Genomic DNA, 21729 nt, shown 5'->3' on the forward strand with positions numbered 1-21729 from the left:
TCCTGCTGCCTTTCCATATAGAGAAAGCCTGCCGCTGGCAGTCTTTCTGCATACATGGTATTTATATTGAATACGCAGGAATCCTTTCGGCTCCCTGCGCATTCATTTTTTTTCAAACTGTCATAAAATTCCTCCGACCGTGCGGTTGGATACTTCTTCACATAGAAGATGCCGATGCTCTTTCATGACAATTCCAAAATCTCATTCTTTATTATTCTCAGCATATGCTTTTATATTCGACGCGTTTGCCATCTTTTTCACGCCGTCCTCGTCTACGACCACAAGCGTCGGCGCCTGCATCACGCCGTACTTCTTCACCAGTTCTTCATTCTCCTCCGCGTCTACCAGCTCATAGGAAATGTGCGCCTTTTCCAATGATTTTGTGGCGATCCTGCAGTTCGGGCAGGTCTTTGTCGTGAACAGGATCATTTTTGTCCCGTCCTCTCCCCCTTCTCCGGAAAACGACGCGGGCTCTGTTTCCGTCCTCACTGCCGCCTTGGGCTTCATTCGTGAGCCGGAATCGAACACGTCATATACCTTCCGCTCCTTGAACTCCTGGGTCTTGCCGTCATTCCAGTTCTTGACCGGACGGTAATATCCGGTGATCCGGCTGTAGACCTCGGTCTCTTCCCCGCAGCACGGGCAGGTATACTGCTCGCCGCTGATGTAGCCGTGGTTCTTGCAGATGGAATAAGTCGGAGACATCGTATAATATGGAAGCTTGTAATTCTCCGCGATCTTTCTCACCAGAGCTGCCGCCGCCTTCCAATTCGGCAGCTTTTCTCCCAGGAAGGTATGGAATACGGTTCCTGATGTATACAAGGTCTGCAGTTCGTCCTGAATGTCCAGCGCCTCGAACACATCCTCCGTATAGCTCACCGGAAGATGAGAGCTGTTCGTATAATACGGCGTGCCGCATTCCTCCGCTGCTGTGATGATATCCGGGAACTGCTCCACGTCATGCTTGGCCAGACGATACGTGGTAGACTCCGCCGGGGTTGCTTCCAGATTGTACAGGTCTCCGTACATCTCCTGATAATCCGACAGGCGTTCCCGCATATGGTTCAGCACATCCTTCGTAAACTGCTGTGTCTCCGGATGCGTGAGATCCTTTTTGAGCCATTTTGCATTCAGGCCGGCTTCATTCATTCCCACCAGGCCGATGGTGGAAAAATGATTGTCAAAGGAGCCCAGATACCGCTTTGTATATGGATAGAGTCCTTCATCCAGCAGCTTGGAAATGACTTCCCTCTTGATGTGGAGGGAGCGGGCTGAAATGTCCATCAGCCGGTCCAGCCTGGTATAAAATTCCTCTTCATTCTCTGATAAATACGCAATACGCGGCATATTAATCGTCACAACGCCGACAGAGCCGGTGCTCTCCCCGCTTCCGAAGAAGCCGCCGGACTTCTTGCGCAGCTCCCGCAGATCCAGGCGCAGTCGGCAGCACATGCTCCGCACGTCACTGGGTTCCATATCGCTGTTGATATAATTTGAAAAATAGGGCGTACCATATTTTGCAGTCATCTCAAAGAGCAGACGGTTATTCTCTGTCTCAGACCAGTCAAAATCACTGGTAATGGAGTAGGTCGGAATGGGATACTGGAAGCCTCTGCCCTCCGCGTCGCCCTCAATCATGGTCTCGATAAATGCCTTGTTGACCATATCCATCTCTTCTTTACAGTCTCCATAAGTGAAGTCCTGCTCCACTCCGCCTACGATCGCCGGAAGGTTGGCCAGGTCATTCGGTACGGTCCAGTCCAGCGTGATATTGGAGAACGGCGACTGGGTTCCCCATCTGGACGGAATATTCACGCCGAAAACGAAGGATTCGATACACTTCTTCACTTCCGGATAGGTCAGATGATCTGCCTTTACAAACGGCGCCAGATACGTGTCAAATGAAGAAAATGCCTGGGCGCCGGCCCATTCGTTCTGCATGATCCCCAGGAAGTTGACCATCTGGTTGCAGAGCACACTCAGATGCTTTGCCGGAGCCGCCGTGATCCTTCCCACGATGCCGCCCAGCCCTTCCTTGATCAGCTGCTTCAAAGACCAGCCCGCGCAGTACCCGGTCAGCATGGACAGGTCGTGAAGGTGGATGTCTGCATTCTTATGCGCCTTGGCGATCTCTTCGTCATAGATCTCTGACAGCCAGTAATTAGCCGTGATCGCGCCGGAATTGCTCAGGATCAGTCCGCCCACGGAATAGGTCACTGTGGAATTCTCCTTCACGCGCCAGTCCGTCACCTTTACATAACTGTCTACAATATCCTTGTAATCCAGCAGGGTAGAATTCAGATTCCGGATCTTCTCCCTCTGCTTTCTATATAAAATGTATCCCTTAGCCACATCTGCGTAACCTGCCCGGATGAGCATGGATTCCACGCTGTCCTGGATATCCTCCACAGATACAAGTCCCTTCTTGATCTTTGGTTCAAAGTCCGCCGTCACCTTCAATGCCAGCAGATCGATAATGTCCTGATTATACTCCTTCTCTTTCGCCTCAAATGCCTTGCGGATTGCCTCGCTGATCTTGGACAGATCAAACGGCGCAACCTTACCGTCTCTCTTCGTAACCTGATACATATGCGCGCTCCCCTTTCTGTCTTAAACGGTATGCAGGAAATGTAAAAAATGATGACTCACGGTCTGAAACCGTCCCGGTACGAAAAATCAATCCCATACATTCTTGCGAATACAGCTTCAAAACATACAAAATAGACAATGACTGCCCGGCATCTCTGCCAGGCATCCTGCATATTCCAACCGTTATTGTATCCCCCTGTACCCCTGTCACAATGTGTGCGGTACAAGTGTGAACAGTAATTATTCTAACACTATATAATCCTCCTGTCAAATAAAAAAACAACAATATCTTGTGCTGTTTTTAGCGAAAGCAACCAGATATTGTTGTTTTTCTATTATGAAATAATTTATGTATAGTCAGTATCCACAGCAAAACTTTCTTTAATTCTCAATGATCTCGCACAGAAAAACGTAAATTTTCTGATTTTTTCCATTTATTCCATATATTTGCAGATATGGCTGCGGATTTCTACGAAACTCCCATTATTCAATGCTTTTCAGCAGCCTTTTGGTATTAAAAGCCGCATAGCATGTCAAAATCGGATTCGTTGTCAATCCTTTCTAAAAAATTCCCAGAAAATGTAGGAATCTGGGTTCCTGTTTCAAATGAAATGCCAACTTTACGAGCATCCTCTCGACCAGTCAGTGTGGTGATCGCACAGGGTATAACATGTAGCTAAAATGCCTCAGCGCACCTCTGGCCAGGGCATATGGTGTATGAACTTTTGTGATTCATTCCACCCCGCGCAGCTCTGCATTGGGTACATTGCGCTGGACCACCTCCAGCGCCTGGACAAGAATCTCCTTCGTATACGCCCGCAGTCCCGGACGGATCAGGTCGCCGGATACCCGGAAGCTCTGCAGATAATATCGCTGCGCCCCCTTGATCCACCTTCCGATATCGGAAAAGTCCTCCCGCTTGTGAAATTCCCTCACGACCGTGGTGCGAAATTCATAGGGAACCGTTCCTGACATCAGAAAATCCACGCTCCGGAAGATTTCTTCCATATTGTAGTCTGGAATCCCGATGGTGATCCCATATTTCCCAGGAGCATTTTTTATATCCATGGCCACATAGTCCAAAAGCTTTTCCTCTGCCAGATGCTTCAAAAGCCGGGCATTGCTGCCGTTGGTATCCAGCTTCACACTGTAGCCGATCTCCTTGACCCCGCGGATAAAATCCTCCAGCTCCGGCTGCAGCAGCGGCTCTCCTCCTGAAATGCAGATGCCGTCCAGCACCCGCCAGCGTTTTTTCAGGAAATTCATGACCTGCTCGACCGGGATATTCCTTTCCAGGTCAATATGAGTCACCAGAGACGCGTTATGGCAAAACGGGCAGCGGAAATTACAGCCTGCGGTAAATATCGTGCATGCCACTTTTTCTGGATAATCCAAAAGCGTAAGTTTCTGCAGTCCCTGTATGTTCATTCCGCTTCCCCCTTTCATATTTGAGCACTCTTGAAAACTCATTTGCGGCTGTTCAGGACGTCAGATCAAAGGCCCGTTGCTGCCTGTTCTGAATCATTACCCACATTTACAAGTTGCGCGACACCTCCGCGCATGCCTTCATGGACTCGATCAGCGCACTGCGGAAGCCTTTTTTCTCCAGGACGCGCACCGCTTCTATGGTTGTCCCTGCCGGTGAGCAGACCATATCCTTCAATTCGCCCGGATGCCGTCCTGTTTCCAGAACCATTTTTGCGCTTCCATAGACCGCCTGGGCCGCGAACTTATATGCCTGGGCACGGGGCATCCCTTCCGCCACTGCCGCATCCGCCATAGCTTCAATCATGATAAATACATAGGCCGGGGAGCTTCCGCTGACCGCCACCACCGCGTCGATCAGATTTTCCGGGATGACCTCCGTCTCCCCGATCGTCTTGAGGATGCTGACCACGTATTCCAGTTCTTCCTTACTTACACAGTCATTGGGGCAGACAGCGGTCATTCCCTGGCTGACCATGGCCGGGGTATTCGGCATGGTGCGCACAAGCTTGACCGGTTTTCCGAAATGCTCCTCCAGCCACCCGAGCGTCTTGCCCGGAGCAATGCTGATCACGAGCTGCCTGTTGGAGATCACATGCTTGATCTCCGCAATGACGGTCGAATAGTACTGCGGCTTTACACACAGGAATATGACCTCCGCCCGTTCCGCCACCTTGCGGTTGTCCGGTGTGACATAGATCCCATAGATATTCTGCATGTGTTCCCGGCCCGGCGCCGATATATCAGATCCGATGATCTCCTCCGGAGGGATCAGTCCGGTCTTGATGATCCCGCCGATGATCGCTCCGGCCATGTTTCCAGTTCCAATAAAACCTAGTTTCAATATTACTCATCCTTTCTCCATTCCGGGTTTTTATCCTCCGTTCCCTTTGAACGATTATAGCGGAGCGGCAATACTCCGCTTTTTGAACTATGGCTTAATGTCTGCTAAATCTGTAACGCCTAAAATTTCAAGCTGTTTCTCTGTAATCTTGATTTTGTGGTCTCATACTGCATTTTCCTCTTTGTTTGCCGCCTTGATCGTGTAAAGGTCCGCCAACATTTCCAGTAACATGTCTCTCTTTTCATCTACTGTTATATCTTCCATTACCTCCGTCATATTTTTATCTCCTCCTGTCGATTTCAAAATCACCGAACCTTGAAGCAGCTTTCCTGCTCCAGCGGAATCTCCTCTGTGTCCATCCATTCAATCCGTATGAACTGACTGCTGTTCAGTCCTACAAGGAGCTTCTGGATCAGGGGCTCCCTTCCCTGGATCTCCAGCGTCACCGTGCCGTCCCATTCATTTCTCACCCATCCGGTCAAATGCAGGGACAATGCCAGATACTTTGCCGTATACCGGAAGCCCACGCCCTGTACACGGCCGTGGAAGACGATGTGCTTTCTGACTTCTGCCATCTAATCCCTTCTCTCCTGAATACATCCCATCTGTACAGTTGGAATGTATTTTTCTAAAGCAAACTGCCCGCCCTTATCTACATTTTATACTACTTTGCGTAAAAAATCAAAGAATAACAGATACAAAATATATATTTCTATGGTAGAATGGAAACAAAATCAAATTTAGATATAAAATCAAGCAGGAGGGATCATTTTATGGCAATACAGCCTTTTCCCCGTCCTCTGGCGGACAGGCTTCCGCAGCTTGCGGAGCGTTCCGGCACACAATACCCGGACGGATATGAACTCATCTACAGCTCCAGAAGGACTCTGGCTGTCCAGATCACTTCCGGCGGACAGGTCAAGGTACGTGCCCCGAGGCGCACATCGAGGGCCGCGGTCGAACGTTTTCTGATTGAAAAGCAGGAGTGGATCCTGAAGTATCTGACAAAAGCCGCCGCGCAGGCAGCACCGGCTCCGCCGCCGCTGCCGGAAAGTGAGCGCCGCCGCTATGTGGAAACGGCCCGGGATATTTTTACACGGAAGGCTGCTTACTATGCTTCGATCATGCGGGTGACATACGGGCGCATTTCTATCCGGGAGCAGAAGACCCGGTGGGGAAGCTGCAGCAGCAAGGGGAATCTGAATTTTAACTGGCGGCTGATCTTCGCGCCGGAGGATGTGCTGGATTATATCGTGGTGCATGAACTGGCACACAGGAAGGAGATGAACCACTCTCCCGCTTTTTATGCCGTTGTGGCATCCGTGCTGCCGGATTATAAGACGGCGCAGAGATGGCTCAGAGAGCATGGAGAAAGCCTGTGGAACGTTGTGTGAATGTTCCGCAGGCTTTCTTTTTGCTTAATATATAGTAAGCGCTTCATTTAATTTTTTGGATCCCAAGCTGCCTTTCCAGCCTTTTCAATGTATCATAGGACAGCTTCGGTTCCTGGTTTTCGTCCAGTACACCGGCTTCATTCCCCCCTTGTTGTTTTTTGTGAATATATCAGGCACTCCCCTCACCCCTGATACCCCCGATACCGCCAATACCCCAGCCACACACCAGCCACTCCCACCGCCAGCGCGATCGCCAGATGCATCATGACCTGTTCTGCCGGGAACCCGAAGTCCCAGGTCATAGTCAGATAAACCGGCATGGAAGCCATAAAATGTGAGACCGCTTTTGTCACCGTATGCCCAAAGATCCGCATAGGGCCGATCAGCTTCAGCCATACCACTGGGATGAGGTACAGCGTCAGGGACAGCACCACCGCCAGAAATGCATTTTTACAGAGGGCGGAAACCGCCAGAACTACAGCGGTCAGAAGAATCATCCCGGCAAGCCCCAGCCAGAACTGGTACAGGAGAAAGCCAGCCACCGTATCCGGGCAGTATCCCCAACGATTGCCCCACCCGATCATGACGGAAGACGCATCCAGCCCCTGGGTTCCGAATACGTTCAGATAAATTGCCCACACATAGACTGTGACCGCAAAATAAATAGACAGTGTAAATCCAAAGGCCGCAGCCGCTTTCATCCAGATTCCGCCGCCCTTCCCCCGCCGGGTAGTCAGAAGGATGTCCGCCGTTTTCAAAGAATATTCTTCAGAAAATACCGACGATAATCCGATCATAAATAAAGCGGAAAGACAAAAGATCACCATGATACCGTACGTTTCTGCCAGATCGTCCCATCCATATACATAATCGAATCGAAGGCCGTCTTCCAACAGATACGCCGCATTGTTTTCCCAGTCACTGCCCTGATAGAACTGGATATCATCCAGAGCCGGTTCTTCCAACTGCCTGCTGTTAGTCATCCGCTCCGTGATGAAACGACTACAGTAGTTTCCATTCTGTTCCCCTGTTTCACTGTTAATATAGAAAAATCCGTATTTTTCATAAATAGTCTGAACTTTTTCCTCTGTCAGAGGCCCCGCATACTGTGCGGTCAGCTCCTGATCCTTTGCGATCGCTTCTTTTCCGCAGATTGTTTCCCGGCCGGTCGTCATGGTGTACTCATCCACAACCATTGCCAGCCGGTATCTTACGAAACCCAGCAGGCAGAACAGTCCGATCCAGACAATCTTTTTGGACGCGATCTTATAAAACTCTTCCTGAAATATTTTCCACATGTTTCATTCTCCTTTGCCTGACAAATATCCATACAGCATCATGATCTCATTGATGCATATCTCGCAGAAAAATACTCCTGTCCGCGTTCCTGCATATTTCGTCCGTCCCAAAATAATACAGATAGACATCCTCCAGCCCCGGTTCTGCCGGCGCGGCGCCCTCACATGGGCAGGTGTCGGAAACTATCCGGAGATACACCCTGTCGCCTTCATTTTTCAGATTGCTGACCGCAAACGTGTCGTTCATCCGGTCCGCCTCCTCCGGCCCCGCCATGTACTCCCACACCTTCCCCCGGACGCTGCCGGTCACCTCCCGGCAGGTTCCCTGCTCCACGATGCAGCCCTGCTTCATGAGCAGGATCTGGTCCGAGATAAATTCCACGTCGGATACGATATGGGTGGACAGGATCACGATCCTTCCCTTGGAAAGGGCGCTGATGATATTGCGGAAACGGATCCTCTCCTTAGGATCCAGCCCGGAGGTAGGTTCGTCCAGTATGAGGATCTCCGGGTCATTCAAAAGTGCCTGGGCAATTCCCAGCCTGCGGATCATGCCGCCGGAAAAGGTTTTGATCTTCTGCTTCTGTTCTCCCTCCAGCCCCACAAGCCGGAGCATTTCCTGTACTTTTTCTTTTGCAAGATCTTTGGGGACCGCTTTGCAGGCGGCCAGATATTCCAGATATCGCTTTGCGGTAAAATCTGGATAATATCCGAAATCCTGGGGCAGATATCCCAGAAGGAAACGGTATTCCCCGTCCAGCATGCGGATTTCCGTTCCGTTGCAGCGGATCTCCCCCGAGGTGGGCTTTAACACGCCGCAGAGCATCCGCAGGAGTGTGGTCTTCCCGGCTCCATTTGCCCCCAGGAATCCGTAGACTCCGTTGCGCAGGCGCAGGGAAACGGTGTCCACCGCGATTTTATGTTTAAATCGTTTTGTTACTCTGTCGATCACTAATTCAGGCATAAGCTGTCTCCTCCTTCGATTTTTCCCAGAATCCCATAGATTTCCGCTCCCAGCAGCAATGCGCCTGCCAGCCCGAATGCGCGCCACCAGGGCAGGGCCGCCGCCTCATATGCATCCTCCAGCATCACCGGAAACAGCGCGAGAAGGCCGCACAGGATTCCGGCAGAGATCTGCCGATAGCCGGCCAGTCCGTTCCGAAAGGCAGTCAGCATGTGCAGATAGAGGACATCCGACCAGAGGAACGGAACCAGCATGTACAAAAGATACGCCCCTGTCCCCGCACTGTTGAACCGGCCTGTCAGTCCGGTCAGAATATACAGGATCACCAGATCCAGAATCCCGGCTTCCAGCATCCGGATGCAGACCATTTGTTTCAGGTTCAGGTACAGCGTCTGCTCCAGCTCCGCCATGTGCCGGGAAAACAGACGGGCAACACCACTCAGGCAGATATTTCCGGCAAATACGAGAAATACCGAGCAGACGGTGATGGAATCGGTATCCGCGATCTGCTTCTGGTTCAGCCAGACCGACAGAAGCATGGCCGACAAAAGCACTGCCCCCTGGGCCGCACGGCTCTTCCAGGACTGGAAGCGGAACTGATTCCACAGATTGGTGGCGAAAGAGGGGTAACGGCTGAGCTGCTTTGCCTCCGCGGCCTGGCGGATTGCGGCAAGGCTGTTTTCTTTTTTCGATTCGTCCAGCGGCAAGCGCCATGCTTCATGCCGTATCCTGTCCATTTTTGATTCCTTCCATGACGGTCCGGACTGCTCTTGCGTCATACTGCCATCCCTTGATCTGTCCGGTGAAAGCTTCCATTTTTCCGTTTTCATCTTATCATCCATAGAAATCCTCCCTGTTTAAAAGCTGCTGCAGTTTTTCAATTCCCTGCCTGACCCGTGACTTGACCGCACTGTAGGAAGCGCCTGTCATGCGGGAAATCTCCCGGTTCTTATAGCCGTAAAAATGGTGAAGGAGCACGGCTTCCCTCTGGATCTCCGGTAGCTTTTGCAGCGCTGCCGCCAGGAGCAGGCTATTCTCCCGGTTTTCAAACTCTCTGCCGTCGGAAGCGGCGTTTTCCTCTTCTCCGCTGTCCCCAGCTTCGTGTGTGTAAAGTTCTGGCTGAACGGGGATTTTGCCGGTATCACAGACGTAATTCCGGCAGAGGTTCATGGCAATGGTCAGGAGATAACCTTTCAGATTCCGATATTGGTAGCGGTCTACGTACCGGATGAAACGTAGAAAGGTTTCCTGGGCCAGGTCATAGGCATCCTCACGGCTGCCGGTCTGGTAGCAGCAGAAATAGTAGATGTCGTTGTAGTATTTTTCGGCGATCACGTTCAGGTATTGCTTCTGTCCGTTTTGGATCCGCCGGATCATCTCCCGGTCCTCCAAAGGGCATCACACTCCTTCCTGCTGGTTTTATTGGATATACCGTCATGATACAGTGCTTGATTTCAACTTTTCGCGATATCCGGATTGAAGCAAATCAAGTGCTCTTATTTAATATAACTTGATATGCGTGGAAAAGGATTTAAAATTTTGAAGATATTATTTCACGAAAACGTTTCTAAATTAAAAAGGCTGCCGCTTCACAATTTTTCAAATGTAAAAGCAGTAGCCTCTTGGGAATTGCAGGCTTCGAACCCACGCTGTCTTTATGGTGAGAGAAACCGTCTTAATATGTAGGCAACGTCTCATAACCTGCCGTCTCATATGTCACAAACTGGTAATCGGGTTCTCTGGATTGCGCAATCTTTTCCCTCTGGGCAGAGAGCCAATCCATCAGATAGTCTAAACGCTCAATGACATGCGCAAAGTGTACCATAGAAATCTCAATTTCCGATACTCTCGCAATCTCCTGCCATTGTTTTATATAGGACATTTCTAGCCTTACAAACCGCCGGATCAAACGCCTAACACTGTCTTCCATATCAAGCAGAACCTCTTTGTCAATCGCTTTTTTCTCAAAAGCAGAAAGAATGGTACGGCTGACTTCCATCTTATCCAGCATCAGGGAAAACGCATCCAGAATATAGCGCATCTGCCCCTTTATCATCCCTTCCTTCATCGTATCACAAATCGCTTCTGCATCTGCAACCACCTTTTCAATACTTCCGCAAACGTCTTCTGAAATCTGGAAATACGGTCTGAGCGGGTGCTGAGAATGCTTTTCCAACACGCTTTTTACACCGTCAGGCAAATTCACGTCATAAGCCCGCAGCCCTTTTGGCGGTATTCTTCCTCTGATCCCTTTTCCAAAAATAGGTTCATCAAAAAGGGCCATTACACACTCGCTCCGGTTTTTGGACCACAATGGCGGAATCTGATATATTTCCGCAAGCTTTCGCACCATCCGCGCATACCCTTTGATCCCAATATACCGGTCTGAATGCCGATCTACATATTCACTGCCCGGATCTTTCCCGTGCCAGGCCGCTGCCGCGCCATATACATAAATATAATATCCCGGGGCAGGCTGCGTATAGGCGCCATGATCATTCCAATCTGTCAAAAGCATTCCCTGTGCCCTGTGTTCGCATCCTTCCCGTACCAGATTGACAACATTCGTAATCGCCCCATCCAAACGTGGAAACAGTGTGTTCCAGTTTCCGGTTCCCGGGCATACCCAATACAACACACCGCTGTTATACAGAATCTCCGGAGTCCCATACCTTTCCTTCGGGTCATAAATCCAGTCCAGACAGATGATGTCCTTGGGCAGTTTTGAAAAAAGTTCCGGATTTCTGCAGAATACATCCCCAAATATCATTATCTTTTTTCCGTATTTTGCAGCCAGCGCATGAATTTTCAACACATATTCCAAATATAATTCTTCCTCTGTTTTTCCGCTGCCTTTATTTTTACCTGCCCCAATATCATAAGGCTCATCCAATCCTGCATTGAAATATTCATTCTCAAACAAAGGCAGATATTCCCCATAAAGATCATCGAGAAGCTCTGTCACTTCTTCCGATGCCAAATTCAATGACCAATACATATCGCTTTCCGCAAGCCCCCTATATGCTTTTCTTGTTAAAAGCCTTCTGCAGTGTCCCAGTGACTGCAGATTTGCCTGCAGTTGTATCCCTTTTTCCTTACATTTTTCCTGCAGTATCCTTATATCCTCCGCCGTAATTGGATCAGATCCCTCGCAAATTTCCGGATGCTTCTTAAAATCAAAGGTGTGTTCCACATATAGCTGAAGGACATTATATCTCAACGCAGAAAGCAGTTCCGTCAGCTTTGTCAGATACTCCCCTGTAAAAACTTTTCCTCTGGAAATATCAAGCATTAGTCCGCGCTGCTTGAGCATCGGATAATCATAAATTGTCAGGCATTCCACCTCGTCTCCCGCCTGTTTCAAAATCTGCTCCAGAGTATCCAGCCCATAGCGAAGCCCGCTCTCATCCCCTGCACAAAGGTATATTCCCTTTTCACTCACAGACAGCCTATATCCCTGCTCCTCCATCACTTCCTCTTTTAAATTCAAATCATTGGTATAAAATACATATCCATCCTCCGCTTTTACGAATGGATATTTACCCAGCTTTGCGCTCTCAATCGGTATCGCGCATGCTACCGTCCGAATAGAAAGCAGCGAAAATCGCCCTTCCCCATAACAAATTTCCTTTATCGGCGGAAATACCTCATACCTCTCTCTACCTGTATTCAAATCCCGCATCTGCCTTATTATGCTCCCTTCCTGCATTTTCTTATGTTCCATCATTCCGGATTACTGCCACGGGTAAGCCCGATCCCACATATTTTTAAAATCTCCGGTCCACAAAATACCATAGTCTTTCCCTGCCAGGTAGGTTTCCAGCTCCCCGTCCGCAGTTTTTCCTTCCAAAACCGCTTCCCGCTGCAGCGCAAGCCACTCTGCAGTCTTTTTAAGCTGCATCCCTGCCCCGTCAAAGAGAGAAAGGCTGGATTCAATTCCACTTCTTTTCGAGCGCAGAAGCCACACCTCTTGGAAAAAGTCTCTGATTTCCAGCCATTTTGCATATAAACAACGGATATCCCATATTTGCCTCAGAATGATTTCCGGCCGGACTTCTTTTTTCCGGAGATTTTTTTTGATTTCATATGCGAGCATCCCTTTTTTTCCTGTAAACCAAGTCATCCATGCCGAAAGCTTCAATTCATACAAGAATTTTTCTCCAAAAAGCTCCTTCCAGCTTTGGTCTATATACTTTGTACTTTCCCAGATTTTTTCATCCAGTAGTTCATCCAGAAGTTGGCAGGCTTTTTCTCCCTGTTCCGCCAATGTATGAAATGACTCCTCCGGAATATACGGATAGCGGCTGTTCCCATGCATGGAAAGCCCATCCATCATATCATCAAAGAAATAATAGATCGTCATCGTTTTAAATCCGGTCTGTAAACCAGGAGACAAATTCGAATCCATCAGCAAGCGGAATGCCCTGCGCAGCCGTTTGTCCTGAAAAATCGCCGGCCACATCTTTTTTTCAAATAATTTTGCATCTATCCTTTCCGCATGAAATGCCTGACACCCGCCCAGAAGATAACCATACAAACTCAGCCCCAAAGGCTGACAGTGCCCATAATCGCCCCAGTCCGTAAGCATAAAGCCCTCGGCCCCCATTTCCTTCGCCTGGCTGGAATATACAATGATATTCTGGTACATATTGTATACTCTGGGAAAAATAGAATTCCACGTACTCACTCCTGCCGCCGCCCAAAATTCATGCCTTCCTTCATGGAAGGCATTCAAAGACGGATACTCCGACTGCGGATTATAATTCCAGTCTATCAGGATTACATCGTCCGGAAGCTGCTCTTGCAGCTCCGGATACTTGACCACGCCATCTCCCCACATCATGACCTTTTCCGCGCCCTGCCTTTCGGCAATTTCAATCACCCGTTTGATATGCTCGGCAAATACCGCCGTCTTTCCTTTTTTTTCAACAGATTCTCTGGAATGTCCGGTTCCCAGATCATAGGCTTCGTCCATCGTAATATTTACTGTTTTAGATGAAAACCACGGAAGAACCTCTGCCAGTTCTTCCTCCAGAAATTCATAGACCTCCTCCTTTCCTGCCGCCAGGGAAAACAAGTCCTGATTTTCGCTGAGCATCTCGTATCCGGGAGTACGCAGAACTCCATGCATGTGCGAATACGTCTGGATGCATGGCTGGAGTTCCATAAAATGACGGCAACAGTGCCGATCCAACTCCCGGATCTCCGCTTCCGTATAAGCACCCGTCAGTTTTCCAAGATTCGGGTGTTTCGGTAGAAACAGTTTATCCTCACAATAAATCTGTAAAATATTATATCCAAGATCTGATAGAACGCAGACCAGATGCTTTAAATATTCAATCTCCGGCATTTTCCCGCGGGATACGTCCAGCATAACAGCCCTGTTTGCAAAATCCGGTTCCTCCCTGATCGTGCCATAAGTCAGAACATGACCTCCAAATCCAAGAAGAAGCTTCAAAGCCTTAATTCCAAAATAGGCCCCTTTTAAATTGTCCGCCTGGATTTCTACCGTGTGCTTTGCAATCCTCATTTCGTATGACTCGGAATCCCGGGCTTTTTTATTTTTAATTCTTATCCTTAACGTCTTCTCTGAATGTTCATCTGTTGGAATGTGCTTTAGCGCTGATTCCAGTCTTTTTTGAACCTGCTTCTCCATATCCAGCTTGAATGCCGCAAATTCTTCCCCTTTTTCTCCTTTTTGCACCCATCTTAATTCATGTTTACATTTCATATATAGTCTTCCTCCGGTTCCATGCCAGAACTGCACAGAACCGGATTTTTTCCTCCTATTTTGCAGGCTTCAATTCCCCGTTCAAAATCTTAATCACAGCAAAGTTGTCATCTCCCGCACTGTTTTTATAGACACTATCATCCGTTCCCCAATCAGTTCTCATTCCATTACTTGTAATATACTTAGACCATTTTGTATAAACCGGAAGATACGGTACGGTTTCATTTACAGTCAGCACAAGCTTCTCTACCGCGTCCCGCTGGCTTTCCTCTTCCCATCCGCTGGTAGCCTCTGTCAGCAGCACATTCAGATCAACCTGTCCGCAGCTATCTGTATCCTGTACCATTTCATAGCTCAGTCCTTTGCCGCTCATGACCAGAGGAGTCTCATAAGAGAACATTGGATGAGGCTGTCCTGAGCCAAAGAAGGACATCGCCATTTGATAATCGCCCTCATTGATCTTACTCTGCCTCATGGATTCGTCAATTCCTTCCACAGTCGTCTTAATACCAAATGCCGTGAGCTGCTGGGCTATTTCACTTGCCGCAGTGGATGCGTCTGCCCATGTCATCGGACATTGAAGGCTGAGTGTAAATACCGTTCCGTCTTCCCTCATCCACTGTCCGCTGCTGTTTTTACTGAGTCCTGCTTTCTGAAGCAATTCTTCTGCCTTTGTTTCGTCTGCGGAATAGTCAATCAGTTTCGAAACATCTACCCACTCTTCTGTCAGGCTGTCTCCCAGCCCGGATACATATTTTGTCCCGCGTGAAACCTCCGGAAGCGCCAGCTCTCCAACCTGATTCCTGTCAATCACATATGCCAGCGCCTGACGCACCTCTTTCCTGTCCAGGGGTTTTACCGCTTCATTAAAATATACGGCCATGCCATCGACTCCCGGTACCTGTAACGTCTCATAACCCATCTGCTCAAATGTCGCCATTGTAGAAACCGGAAACTGATGTGTAAGAAAATCAACTTCCCCATTCATAACAAGCGGTGTCAGATCTGCCACATCACCGTTATAAACGATGACTTTATCAAACTGAACGGTATCTGCAAGAAAGGATTTTTCATTTTTCAGCAATTCGATATTCGACTCGCTGATATTGGCCTTATCCAGATAATACGGTCCGGTGGCATTCACGCAATCGGGTCTATAGAGATTAAAATCGTTTGCCAGCTCTGTCCATTCCTCTGAATCTTCCGTTTTTCCTTCATCCAAAAGCGTCTGCACCTTATCTGCGTATTCTCCATATGTAAGGTAGTCCACCATTGGTTTTCTAAGGACATATCTGAGAATCAATGTAGTCGGCTTCTTCACAAAAAATACGATTTCATTGTCCGAAACGATTTCCATATCGCTGACATAATTCCATACCGGATTTCCTACCAGACGGTATATCATAAATGTTGTCCATACATCTTTTGAGGTAAATGATTCTTCTGTTCTCCATGAGACGTCCTCCCTAAGCTTTACCCGAAACTCTGTCCCATCCTCCGAAATTTCCCAGCTTTCTGCCAGCATCGGTTCATATGCGTCTTCCGATGCAACATATGTGGCAAGAGGAAGCTGATGCAGTTCCCTGTAGAACTTCAGTTCAATCGCATTGGCGCTAAACATATTAAAATGTCCTGTCGGCATCGTGGAATATGGCCATCCGCCGACAAATGCTGCTTTTGCGCTGTTCTGTTCCACTGCTGTCTGTGTATTTGTATTCTCATCGGAAACTTCATTCCCGCTTTTTCCGCACCCTGCCAACATTGCATTTGCCAGCATCACACATGCGATTCCAAGAGCAATTCTTCTTTTTTTCATCATTTTGTCATTTCCTCCTTTTATTTTGTTTGTGGTGGTTGTATTTCAAATAAAAGCCTGATGTCAGGAGCATCGTGACCCCCAGTATCACATTTATAACGTTCATATAGTATTCCGGTTCGCCTTTTTTCAGATAAACTCCGAATAAAATGGAGCAAAAGCAAATCAGCGCCCCGACTGTAAATATAAACTTTGCAAACCTAATCATCTCTGCCTTTCCTCCTCGTATAAATGGCATCTCACATAATGCTCCTGTTCTGCTTTGGCAGATTCCGGTATTTTTACGTCACATGTCCCCGCTATTTTCTGAGGGCATCTCGGATGCAGCGGACAGCCTGACGGAAGATTTTTGAATGAAGGGTTATCCGTACCTGTAAGCCTGTATTTTTTTCCCTGATCCTTTTCCAAAATATCACTGCTTCCAACCGCTGCCGAGAGGATCGCCTTTGTATAAGGATGACAGGGATATTCGACCAATCGCTCCATCGAACATTCCTCAACGATTTGTCCAAGATACATGATGACCGCCTTCTGTCCCTGCGCAAAATATTTCCCGAGCGCAAGGTCATGCGTTATAAAGAAATAAGAGACGCCTGTCTCCTCCTGAATCTTTTTTAAAGTACCCAGCAAGCTGATTCTCAGTGACGTATCTACCATGCTTGTTGCTTCATCTACTACGATCAGCTTCGGATTCATTGCCAGAGTCCTGGCAATTGACACTCTCTGCCTTTGCCCGCCGGAAAGAAAGGCCGGATACTTATCCACAAAATCTTCTACCGGCGTCAAACCTACTGTTTCTAACAGCTCTGTCACCTTCTCATAAAGTTCTTCTATTTTCACAATCTTGTGGTGGCGCCGGATGGGATTTGCTATGATATCAAAAACCATCATCGTAGGATTTAAGGATTCGTAGGGATTCTGATGGATCATCTGCACGCTGTTTCTGAATTGATTCCGCTCTTCCTTTGACATCTCAGAGACTTCTTTTCCCTGAAATCTATAAGAGCCTGCCGTATAGTCTGAGACGCCTGCCACAATCCTTCCCAGGGTGGTTTTCCCGCAGCCGGATTCTCCCAGAACACACACGGTCTCCCCCTCCCCCATGGTAATCGTAATATTCCTTAAGATCGTGATCTCATTCCTCTGTCTCTGCGGAAAAGCTTTTCCAAGCCCGCAAAGCCGCATCAAATCACCCATTACTCAGAACTCCTTTCTCTGGATGCCAACACGCGCAGAGATGTTCTCTTGTCCCCGCACACTGCATTTCCGGCATTTCTTTATTGCAGATATCTTCCCTTCGGCTGCAGCGAGGATAAAATGGGCATCCTGGCAGGTCGTCGATCATATCCGGAGGTGATCCCGGAATAGAATACAGCTCCGAATTTTCTGTTGTCAGCCTTGGAATCGCTTTGATCAGTCCCCGGCTGTAAGGATGGGCTGCTTCCTTGAAAAACTCCCGGACCGGAACCTTTTCTATAATCCTGCCCGCATACATCGTCACAACATAATCCGCCAGTTCCGATACGATGCCCAGGTCATGCGTAATAAAAAGCAGGCTGAAATTCATCTGTGCCTTTAACCGCTTCAACAGCTCCAGAATCTTTTCCTGTGTCAGAAGGTCCAACGCTGTTGTTGGCTCATCCAGAATAACAAGCCGAGGGTCCAGCAAAAGCGCCAATGCGATCAACGTTCTCTGTTTCATGCCGCCTGATATTTCATGGGGATATGCATTGAGGATCTTGTCCGGTTCCAGCATAACCATTTCCAGAATCTCACCGGATTTTTTCAGAATCTCTTCCTTACTTTTTTCCGGATTATGCGCCTTTACCGTATCAATAAACTGAGTGCTGATTTTCCGCACCGGATTAAAAGAGCTCTGAGACGCCTGAAACACCATAGAAATATCGCTCCACAAAACCCGCCTCATTTTTTTCCTATTCAGATCCAGCAGGTTCACTCCCTGTCCATCCTGTTTACGGAATAATAATCTGCCGTCAGTTACTGACGCAGCGTTTGGCAATGCCCTTACTATCGAAGATGCCAGCGTAGTTTTTCCGCAGCCGGATTCCCCAATCAACGCTGCCGCCTCTCCGGACCGTATCGAAAAAGAGGCCCCCTGTACAGCTTTGAGAAGTCCCCGCTTTGTTTTGTAAGAAATACTGATATTTTCCGCCTGAAACAGGAAGGAATTTTTATCTATACTGCTCATATTTTGTCACCTCCTACTTTCTAAGCGCAGGATTGAAAACATCTTCCAGTGCTTTTCCTACCCATACTAAGGACATGATCAGCAGGCAGATCATTATGGTCGGCGCAAGAATATACGCCAATGAATCCGAATTGTAAATTGCCCCCTGTGTCCATGCCTGATTGATCATCACACCCCAATTCTGCTCCAGCGGAAGCAATCCCAAAAATACCAGGCCGACCTGCGAATAGATAGCCGCACGCATGGAAAGTGTAAAATTGACTACAATAAATCCCATCAGATTCGGCATGATTTCTTTTAAAATGATATGTCTCTTACTAAGATTCTGCATGAACGCCGCCTCTACAAATTCTCTTTCTTTCAGAGAAAGCACCTCTGCGCGAACGGTTCTGTACAGACCTGCCCAGGACAAAATCCCCAATACGATCGCCAGGGTCAGACTGTTTAATCTCATAAAACCAGACATCACCACGAGAAGCGGAAATCTTGGAATGGAAAGCCAAACATCAGCAAAAAAGCTTAATAACTCATCAAATATTCCACCGACCACTGCTGAAAACGCGCCCAGAAACGCACCCAGAATGATTCCGATCAATGCTGCAATCAAAGAAAAAATTATCAGTTCCCTTCCTCCGTTCGCGATCTGTGCCCAGATATCTCTTCCAAGATAATCCGTTCCAAGAATATGCTGTAAGCTTGGCTGCATCATGATTTTCGAAGGGTCTGACCGTGTATCCAAAGGAAATACGACCGGTGACAGAAACGAAATGACAATGATAACAGCCAAAATGCAAAATCCGGCGAATCCGGCCTTGTCATGCAATATCGCAAATTTCATCTGGGTCAGTATTTTCTTCAATCTGCTTGATTGAGAAATCGTCGTGTAATTCGACTTTCTTTTATCCATTTATGTTCCCTCCACTTTAATTCTTGGGTCAAGCACAACGTAAAAAACCTCTGCCAAAAAATTGCATACTACGATTGAAATTGTCATGATCAAAAATACTCCCTGCATCAATGGATAGTCTCTCCCATTTGTCGCATTCAGCAGCTCCAGACCAATTCCCTGATAGACAAATAATTGTTCTACAATCAGCGCGCCCCCGACAATAAATCCCAGGCGCATTGCGAACTCTGTTACAATAGGAAGCATTGCATTCCGCCCAATATAGGAAAATAGTATTCTCCCTGAACTAAGCCCCCTGATCTTCGCAACGGTTACATAGTCTGTATTCAAACAACTTGTGGTACACCCCTTCATCAGCAGCACCCAGATTCCGATCTGAGAAAGCATATACGTAAAAACAGGGAGTGCTGCATGTAGCAAAATATCTTTGATAAACGGCAGATTCCATCCTGGGCTGACTTCCATGCTGTAATTTCCTCTCAACATGAAAATCGGAACCAAGGTCCCTTTTCCTCCCCATTCAATCACCCCAAAAATCAAGAGCAGTGTAATTGCTATAAGAAAATCCGGAACAGAACTGAGAAAAGATGCAATTCCGCTGATCACCGGTTCATACCATTTGTCACGTTTAAATGCCATAGCAGCTCCGATCGTAACACCTACGATAAAAGAAAGCAGAAGGCCCGTCCCTACTGTGAACAATGTCCACGGAAGCCTTGCGGCAATGATCGTCATTACGGGCACTCCCGGCGAAAGCAGCGAATCTCCAAAGTCCAGACGAACCACTTTGCCCAGATATTCAAAATACTGGCTGACCAAAGGCTTGTCCAAATCCATGGAGAACAAAAAGGATGCCCGCATCTGTGCATCTTCATACGTAAGGCCATACTGGACCATCTGCTCCTCTATGTACTGTTGTACCGGGTTTGAAGGCATCAGTCGTATCAAGAAAAAAATAATAGTTGTAACCACAAATACTGTTACTAGCATCTTTATCAACTTTTTTAAAAGATATACTGCTGTCGCCTTATACTTCACCGTTGTGTCACCTCCCCGACCAGATCCGCCGCATACCGGTCAATCGCAAAAAGTGCTGCTCCCTGTGCCGGATTCAGCAGATCCTGTCCTGACAATATTTCCACTTTTACAGGCACATCCTCGAGCATCTTTCTGATTATTTCCAATTCCTGATCTGTTATTTTTTCAAAACAACTGCCTGTCAGGACAATACAATTCGGATTCAGAAGATATCCCGTTGTCAGTATGTGCGGCATAACGGCCTGTATCATTGTCTCCGTATTCTGCTGTCCTACATTCCTGTCTCCGGCAAGGCTTCTCATCAATCCACCTTTTTCGAAAATTTCACCTGCCGAGCCATTTCCCCCCCTGTATAACTGGCCGCGTAAAATCAAACCGCACCCTATTCCGAATGGCATTTGATTCAACAGATACGTCACACAATTCGAATAAATTCTTTTCGTGTTATAGTGAAACAGTTCCGCCGCACAATTGGCATCATTTTCGACGATGAATGGAATTTCTGAAAACTGCTTCTTCAAGTCATTTGCAAGCCCCTCAAAATTCCAGGCGTCTTTCCCATCCCAGTTTCCATATCTTTTCCCCGATTTAATTGTCCCATCTGTCTGAACAATCCCTTTGACCGCAACTCCGATTCCTTTGATACTTCCGTGAGCAGACATATTATATTGGATCGTCTCAATAATAGAGCTTTCTACAGAATTTTCTCCATATTTTTCTCTTTTATACTCCAATATCCTTCCGTCAATCCCGATCCAATATGTATCAATCCAGTTATCTTCCACATACAGCCCCAGAAAGGAAGCCATATCATTATTCAGAGCTAAAAGGTTTCCCGGCTTTCCAACCTTACCTTCCCGCTGCTCCTGCTCCGCGTCTTTGATCAGCCCGCATTTTTTCAGATCATTGACCAAATATGAAATTGTAGACGCCTGTAAATCACAGTATTCCTTTAACCTTGCCTGTGACATAACCCCATACCTTCTGAGCATTTCAATTACTAGCATCAAATTGTGTTTTTTCTCTACTTTCTTATTAATATAAATTCACTCCATTCTGTTATATAATTAATTCGTTCAAACTATGAATTAATTATAACATCTTATATTTTTAATGTCAATAAGATCACTTTATGCATATTTAACATAATTGAATAGGCATTTATGGGCAACATGTCTAATATTCCTCCGCCACAAGATCCGACTGGCTTTTTCCGGGGCAGAAACAGGGATGCCACATTTCGACCCAGTCCATTTATAACGTGCCTATGTCAAGTCAAACCTTTGTGATCCTGATACGGTGGTAACATATATCAGTAGGTATCTTAGACATCCACCATCGCCTCTTCCAGAATTGATTCCTATGATGGCGAGAACGTGACTTTTCATTTCAAATGGAGAAGTTTCTAATAGAACAAAAAACCGAGCAGGTGTCTCTACTGAAACACGCCTGCT

The 21729-nt window shown here is 47.5% G+C and carries 18 protein-coding genes and 1 pseudogene; 2 read left to right on the plus strand and 17 right to left on the minus strand.

Translation table 11 applies throughout. The features are described 5' to 3' along the window. Positions 1-201 precede the first annotated feature (201 nt). From ACTOY7_RS06165 to ACTOY7_RS06180, 4 genes are all read right to left on the minus strand, one after another. Complete coding sequence (locus ACTOY7_RS06165; RefSeq protein WP_482671200.1) at positions 202-2589, minus strand: ribonucleoside triphosphate reductase; 2388 nt, start codon at positions 2587-2589, stop codon at positions 202-204. A gap of 732 nt (positions 2590-3321) precedes the next feature. Next, the gene (locus ACTOY7_RS06170) at positions 3322-4017 is read right to left on the minus strand and encodes an anaerobic ribonucleoside-triphosphate reductase activating protein (RefSeq protein WP_300885979.1); all 696 of its coding nucleotides are present in this window, start codon (positions 4015-4017) and stop codon (positions 3322-3324) included. Between the two features lie 106 nt (positions 4018-4123). Continuing rightward, positions 4124-4918: a pyrroline-5-carboxylate reductase gene (gene proC, locus ACTOY7_RS06175; protein ID WP_160282745.1), complete on the minus strand. Its 795-nt coding sequence runs from the start codon at positions 4916-4918 to the stop codon at positions 4124-4126. Between the two features lie 305 nt (positions 4919-5223). Next, positions 5224-5493 (minus strand): acylphosphatase, encoded by a 270-nt coding sequence (locus ACTOY7_RS06180; protein WP_300885980.1) that lies wholly within the window; start codon positions 5491-5493, stop codon positions 5224-5226. 198 nt (positions 5494-5691) lie between these two features. On the opposite strand from ACTOY7_RS06180, the gene ACTOY7_RS06185 reads away from it, so the two are divergent. Beyond that, positions 5692-6312 (plus strand): M48 family metallopeptidase, encoded by a 621-nt coding sequence (locus ACTOY7_RS06185; protein WP_394684469.1) that lies wholly within the window; start codon positions 5692-5694, stop codon positions 6310-6312. Positions 6313-6494: 182 nt separating this feature from the next. Here the strand turns inward: ACTOY7_RS06185 and ACTOY7_RS06190 are convergent, their stop codons facing one another. The 13 genes from ACTOY7_RS06190 to ACTOY7_RS06250 form a co-directional block, all read right to left on the minus strand. Beyond that, positions 6495-7610, minus strand: coding sequence for an ABC transporter permease (locus ACTOY7_RS06190; RefSeq protein WP_482671199.1), 1116 nt, complete (start codon positions 7608-7610; stop codon positions 6495-6497). Between the two features lie 46 nt (positions 7611-7656). After that, positions 7657-8574, minus strand: a complete 918-nt coding sequence (locus tag ACTOY7_RS06195; protein WP_482671198.1) for an ABC transporter ATP-binding protein — start codon at positions 8572-8574, stop codon at positions 7657-7659. Continuing rightward, positions 8562-9416, minus strand: coding sequence for a hypothetical protein (locus ACTOY7_RS06200; protein ID WP_482671197.1), 855 nt, complete (start codon positions 9414-9416; stop codon positions 8562-8564). Before ACTOY7_RS06200 ends, ACTOY7_RS06195 begins: the two co-directional genes overlap by 13 nt. Beyond that, the gene (locus ACTOY7_RS06205) at positions 9409-9951 is read right to left on the minus strand and encodes an RNA polymerase sigma factor (protein WP_482672007.1); all 543 of its coding nucleotides are present in this window, start codon (positions 9949-9951) and stop codon (positions 9409-9411) included. The genes ACTOY7_RS06200 and ACTOY7_RS06205 overlap by 8 nt, the downstream gene beginning before the upstream one ends. 298 nt (positions 9952-10249) lie before the next feature. Next, positions 10250-12247, minus strand: coding sequence for a glycoside hydrolase family 20 zincin-like fold domain-containing protein (locus tag ACTOY7_RS06210; protein ID WP_482671196.1), 1998 nt, complete (start codon positions 12245-12247; stop codon positions 10250-10252). A gap of 60 nt (positions 12248-12307) precedes the next feature. After that, positions 12308-14305, minus strand: a complete 1998-nt coding sequence (locus tag ACTOY7_RS06215; RefSeq protein ID WP_004075511.1) for a family 20 glycosylhydrolase — start codon at positions 14303-14305, stop codon at positions 12308-12310. A 55-nt stretch (positions 14306-14360) separates the two neighbouring features. Continuing rightward, positions 14361-16124 carry an ABC transporter substrate-binding protein gene (locus ACTOY7_RS06220; RefSeq protein ID WP_482672006.1) on the minus strand — a complete coding sequence of 588 codons (1764 nt, stop codon included), beginning with the start codon at positions 16122-16124 and terminating at the stop codon, positions 14361-14363. A gap of 4 nt (positions 16125-16128) precedes the next feature. Further along, entirely contained in the window at positions 16129-16329 is a 201-nt protein-coding gene (locus ACTOY7_RS06225; RefSeq protein ID WP_160282736.1) for a hypothetical protein, read from the minus strand. Further along, a complete protein-coding gene (locus ACTOY7_RS06230; RefSeq protein WP_482671448.1) occupies positions 16326-17318 on the minus strand; it encodes an ABC transporter ATP-binding protein in 993 nt (330 codons plus the stop codon). Before ACTOY7_RS06230 ends, ACTOY7_RS06225 begins: the two co-directional genes overlap by 4 nt. Continuing rightward, on the minus strand, positions 17311-18330 hold the full coding sequence (locus ACTOY7_RS06235) for an ABC transporter ATP-binding protein (protein ID WP_482671447.1): 1020 nt from the start codon (positions 18328-18330) through the stop codon (positions 17311-17313). Before ACTOY7_RS06235 ends, ACTOY7_RS06230 begins: the two co-directional genes overlap by 8 nt. Before the next feature lie 13 nt (positions 18331-18343). Next, complete coding sequence (locus tag ACTOY7_RS06240) at positions 18344-19237, minus strand: ABC transporter permease (protein ID WP_482671446.1); 894 nt, start codon at positions 19235-19237, stop codon at positions 18344-18346. After that, on the minus strand, positions 19238-20134 hold the full coding sequence (locus ACTOY7_RS06245) for an ABC transporter permease (RefSeq protein WP_482672428.1): 897 nt from the start codon (positions 20132-20134) through the stop codon (positions 19238-19240). It lies immediately after the preceding gene. 137 nt (positions 20135-20271) lie between these two features. Further along, positions 20272-21246: an ROK family protein gene (locus tag ACTOY7_RS06250; RefSeq protein ID WP_482671444.1), complete on the minus strand. Its 975-nt coding sequence runs from the start codon at positions 21244-21246 to the stop codon at positions 20272-20274. A gap of 295 nt (positions 21247-21541) precedes the next feature. Here ACTOY7_RS06250 and ACTOY7_RS06255 point away from each other — a divergent pair. Then, positions 21542-21666 (plus strand): annotated as a pseudogene (locus ACTOY7_RS06255) (transposase); the annotation flags it as partial. Positions 21667-21729 lie beyond the last annotated feature (63 nt).

Source organism: Schaedlerella sp., assembly GCF_056796775.1.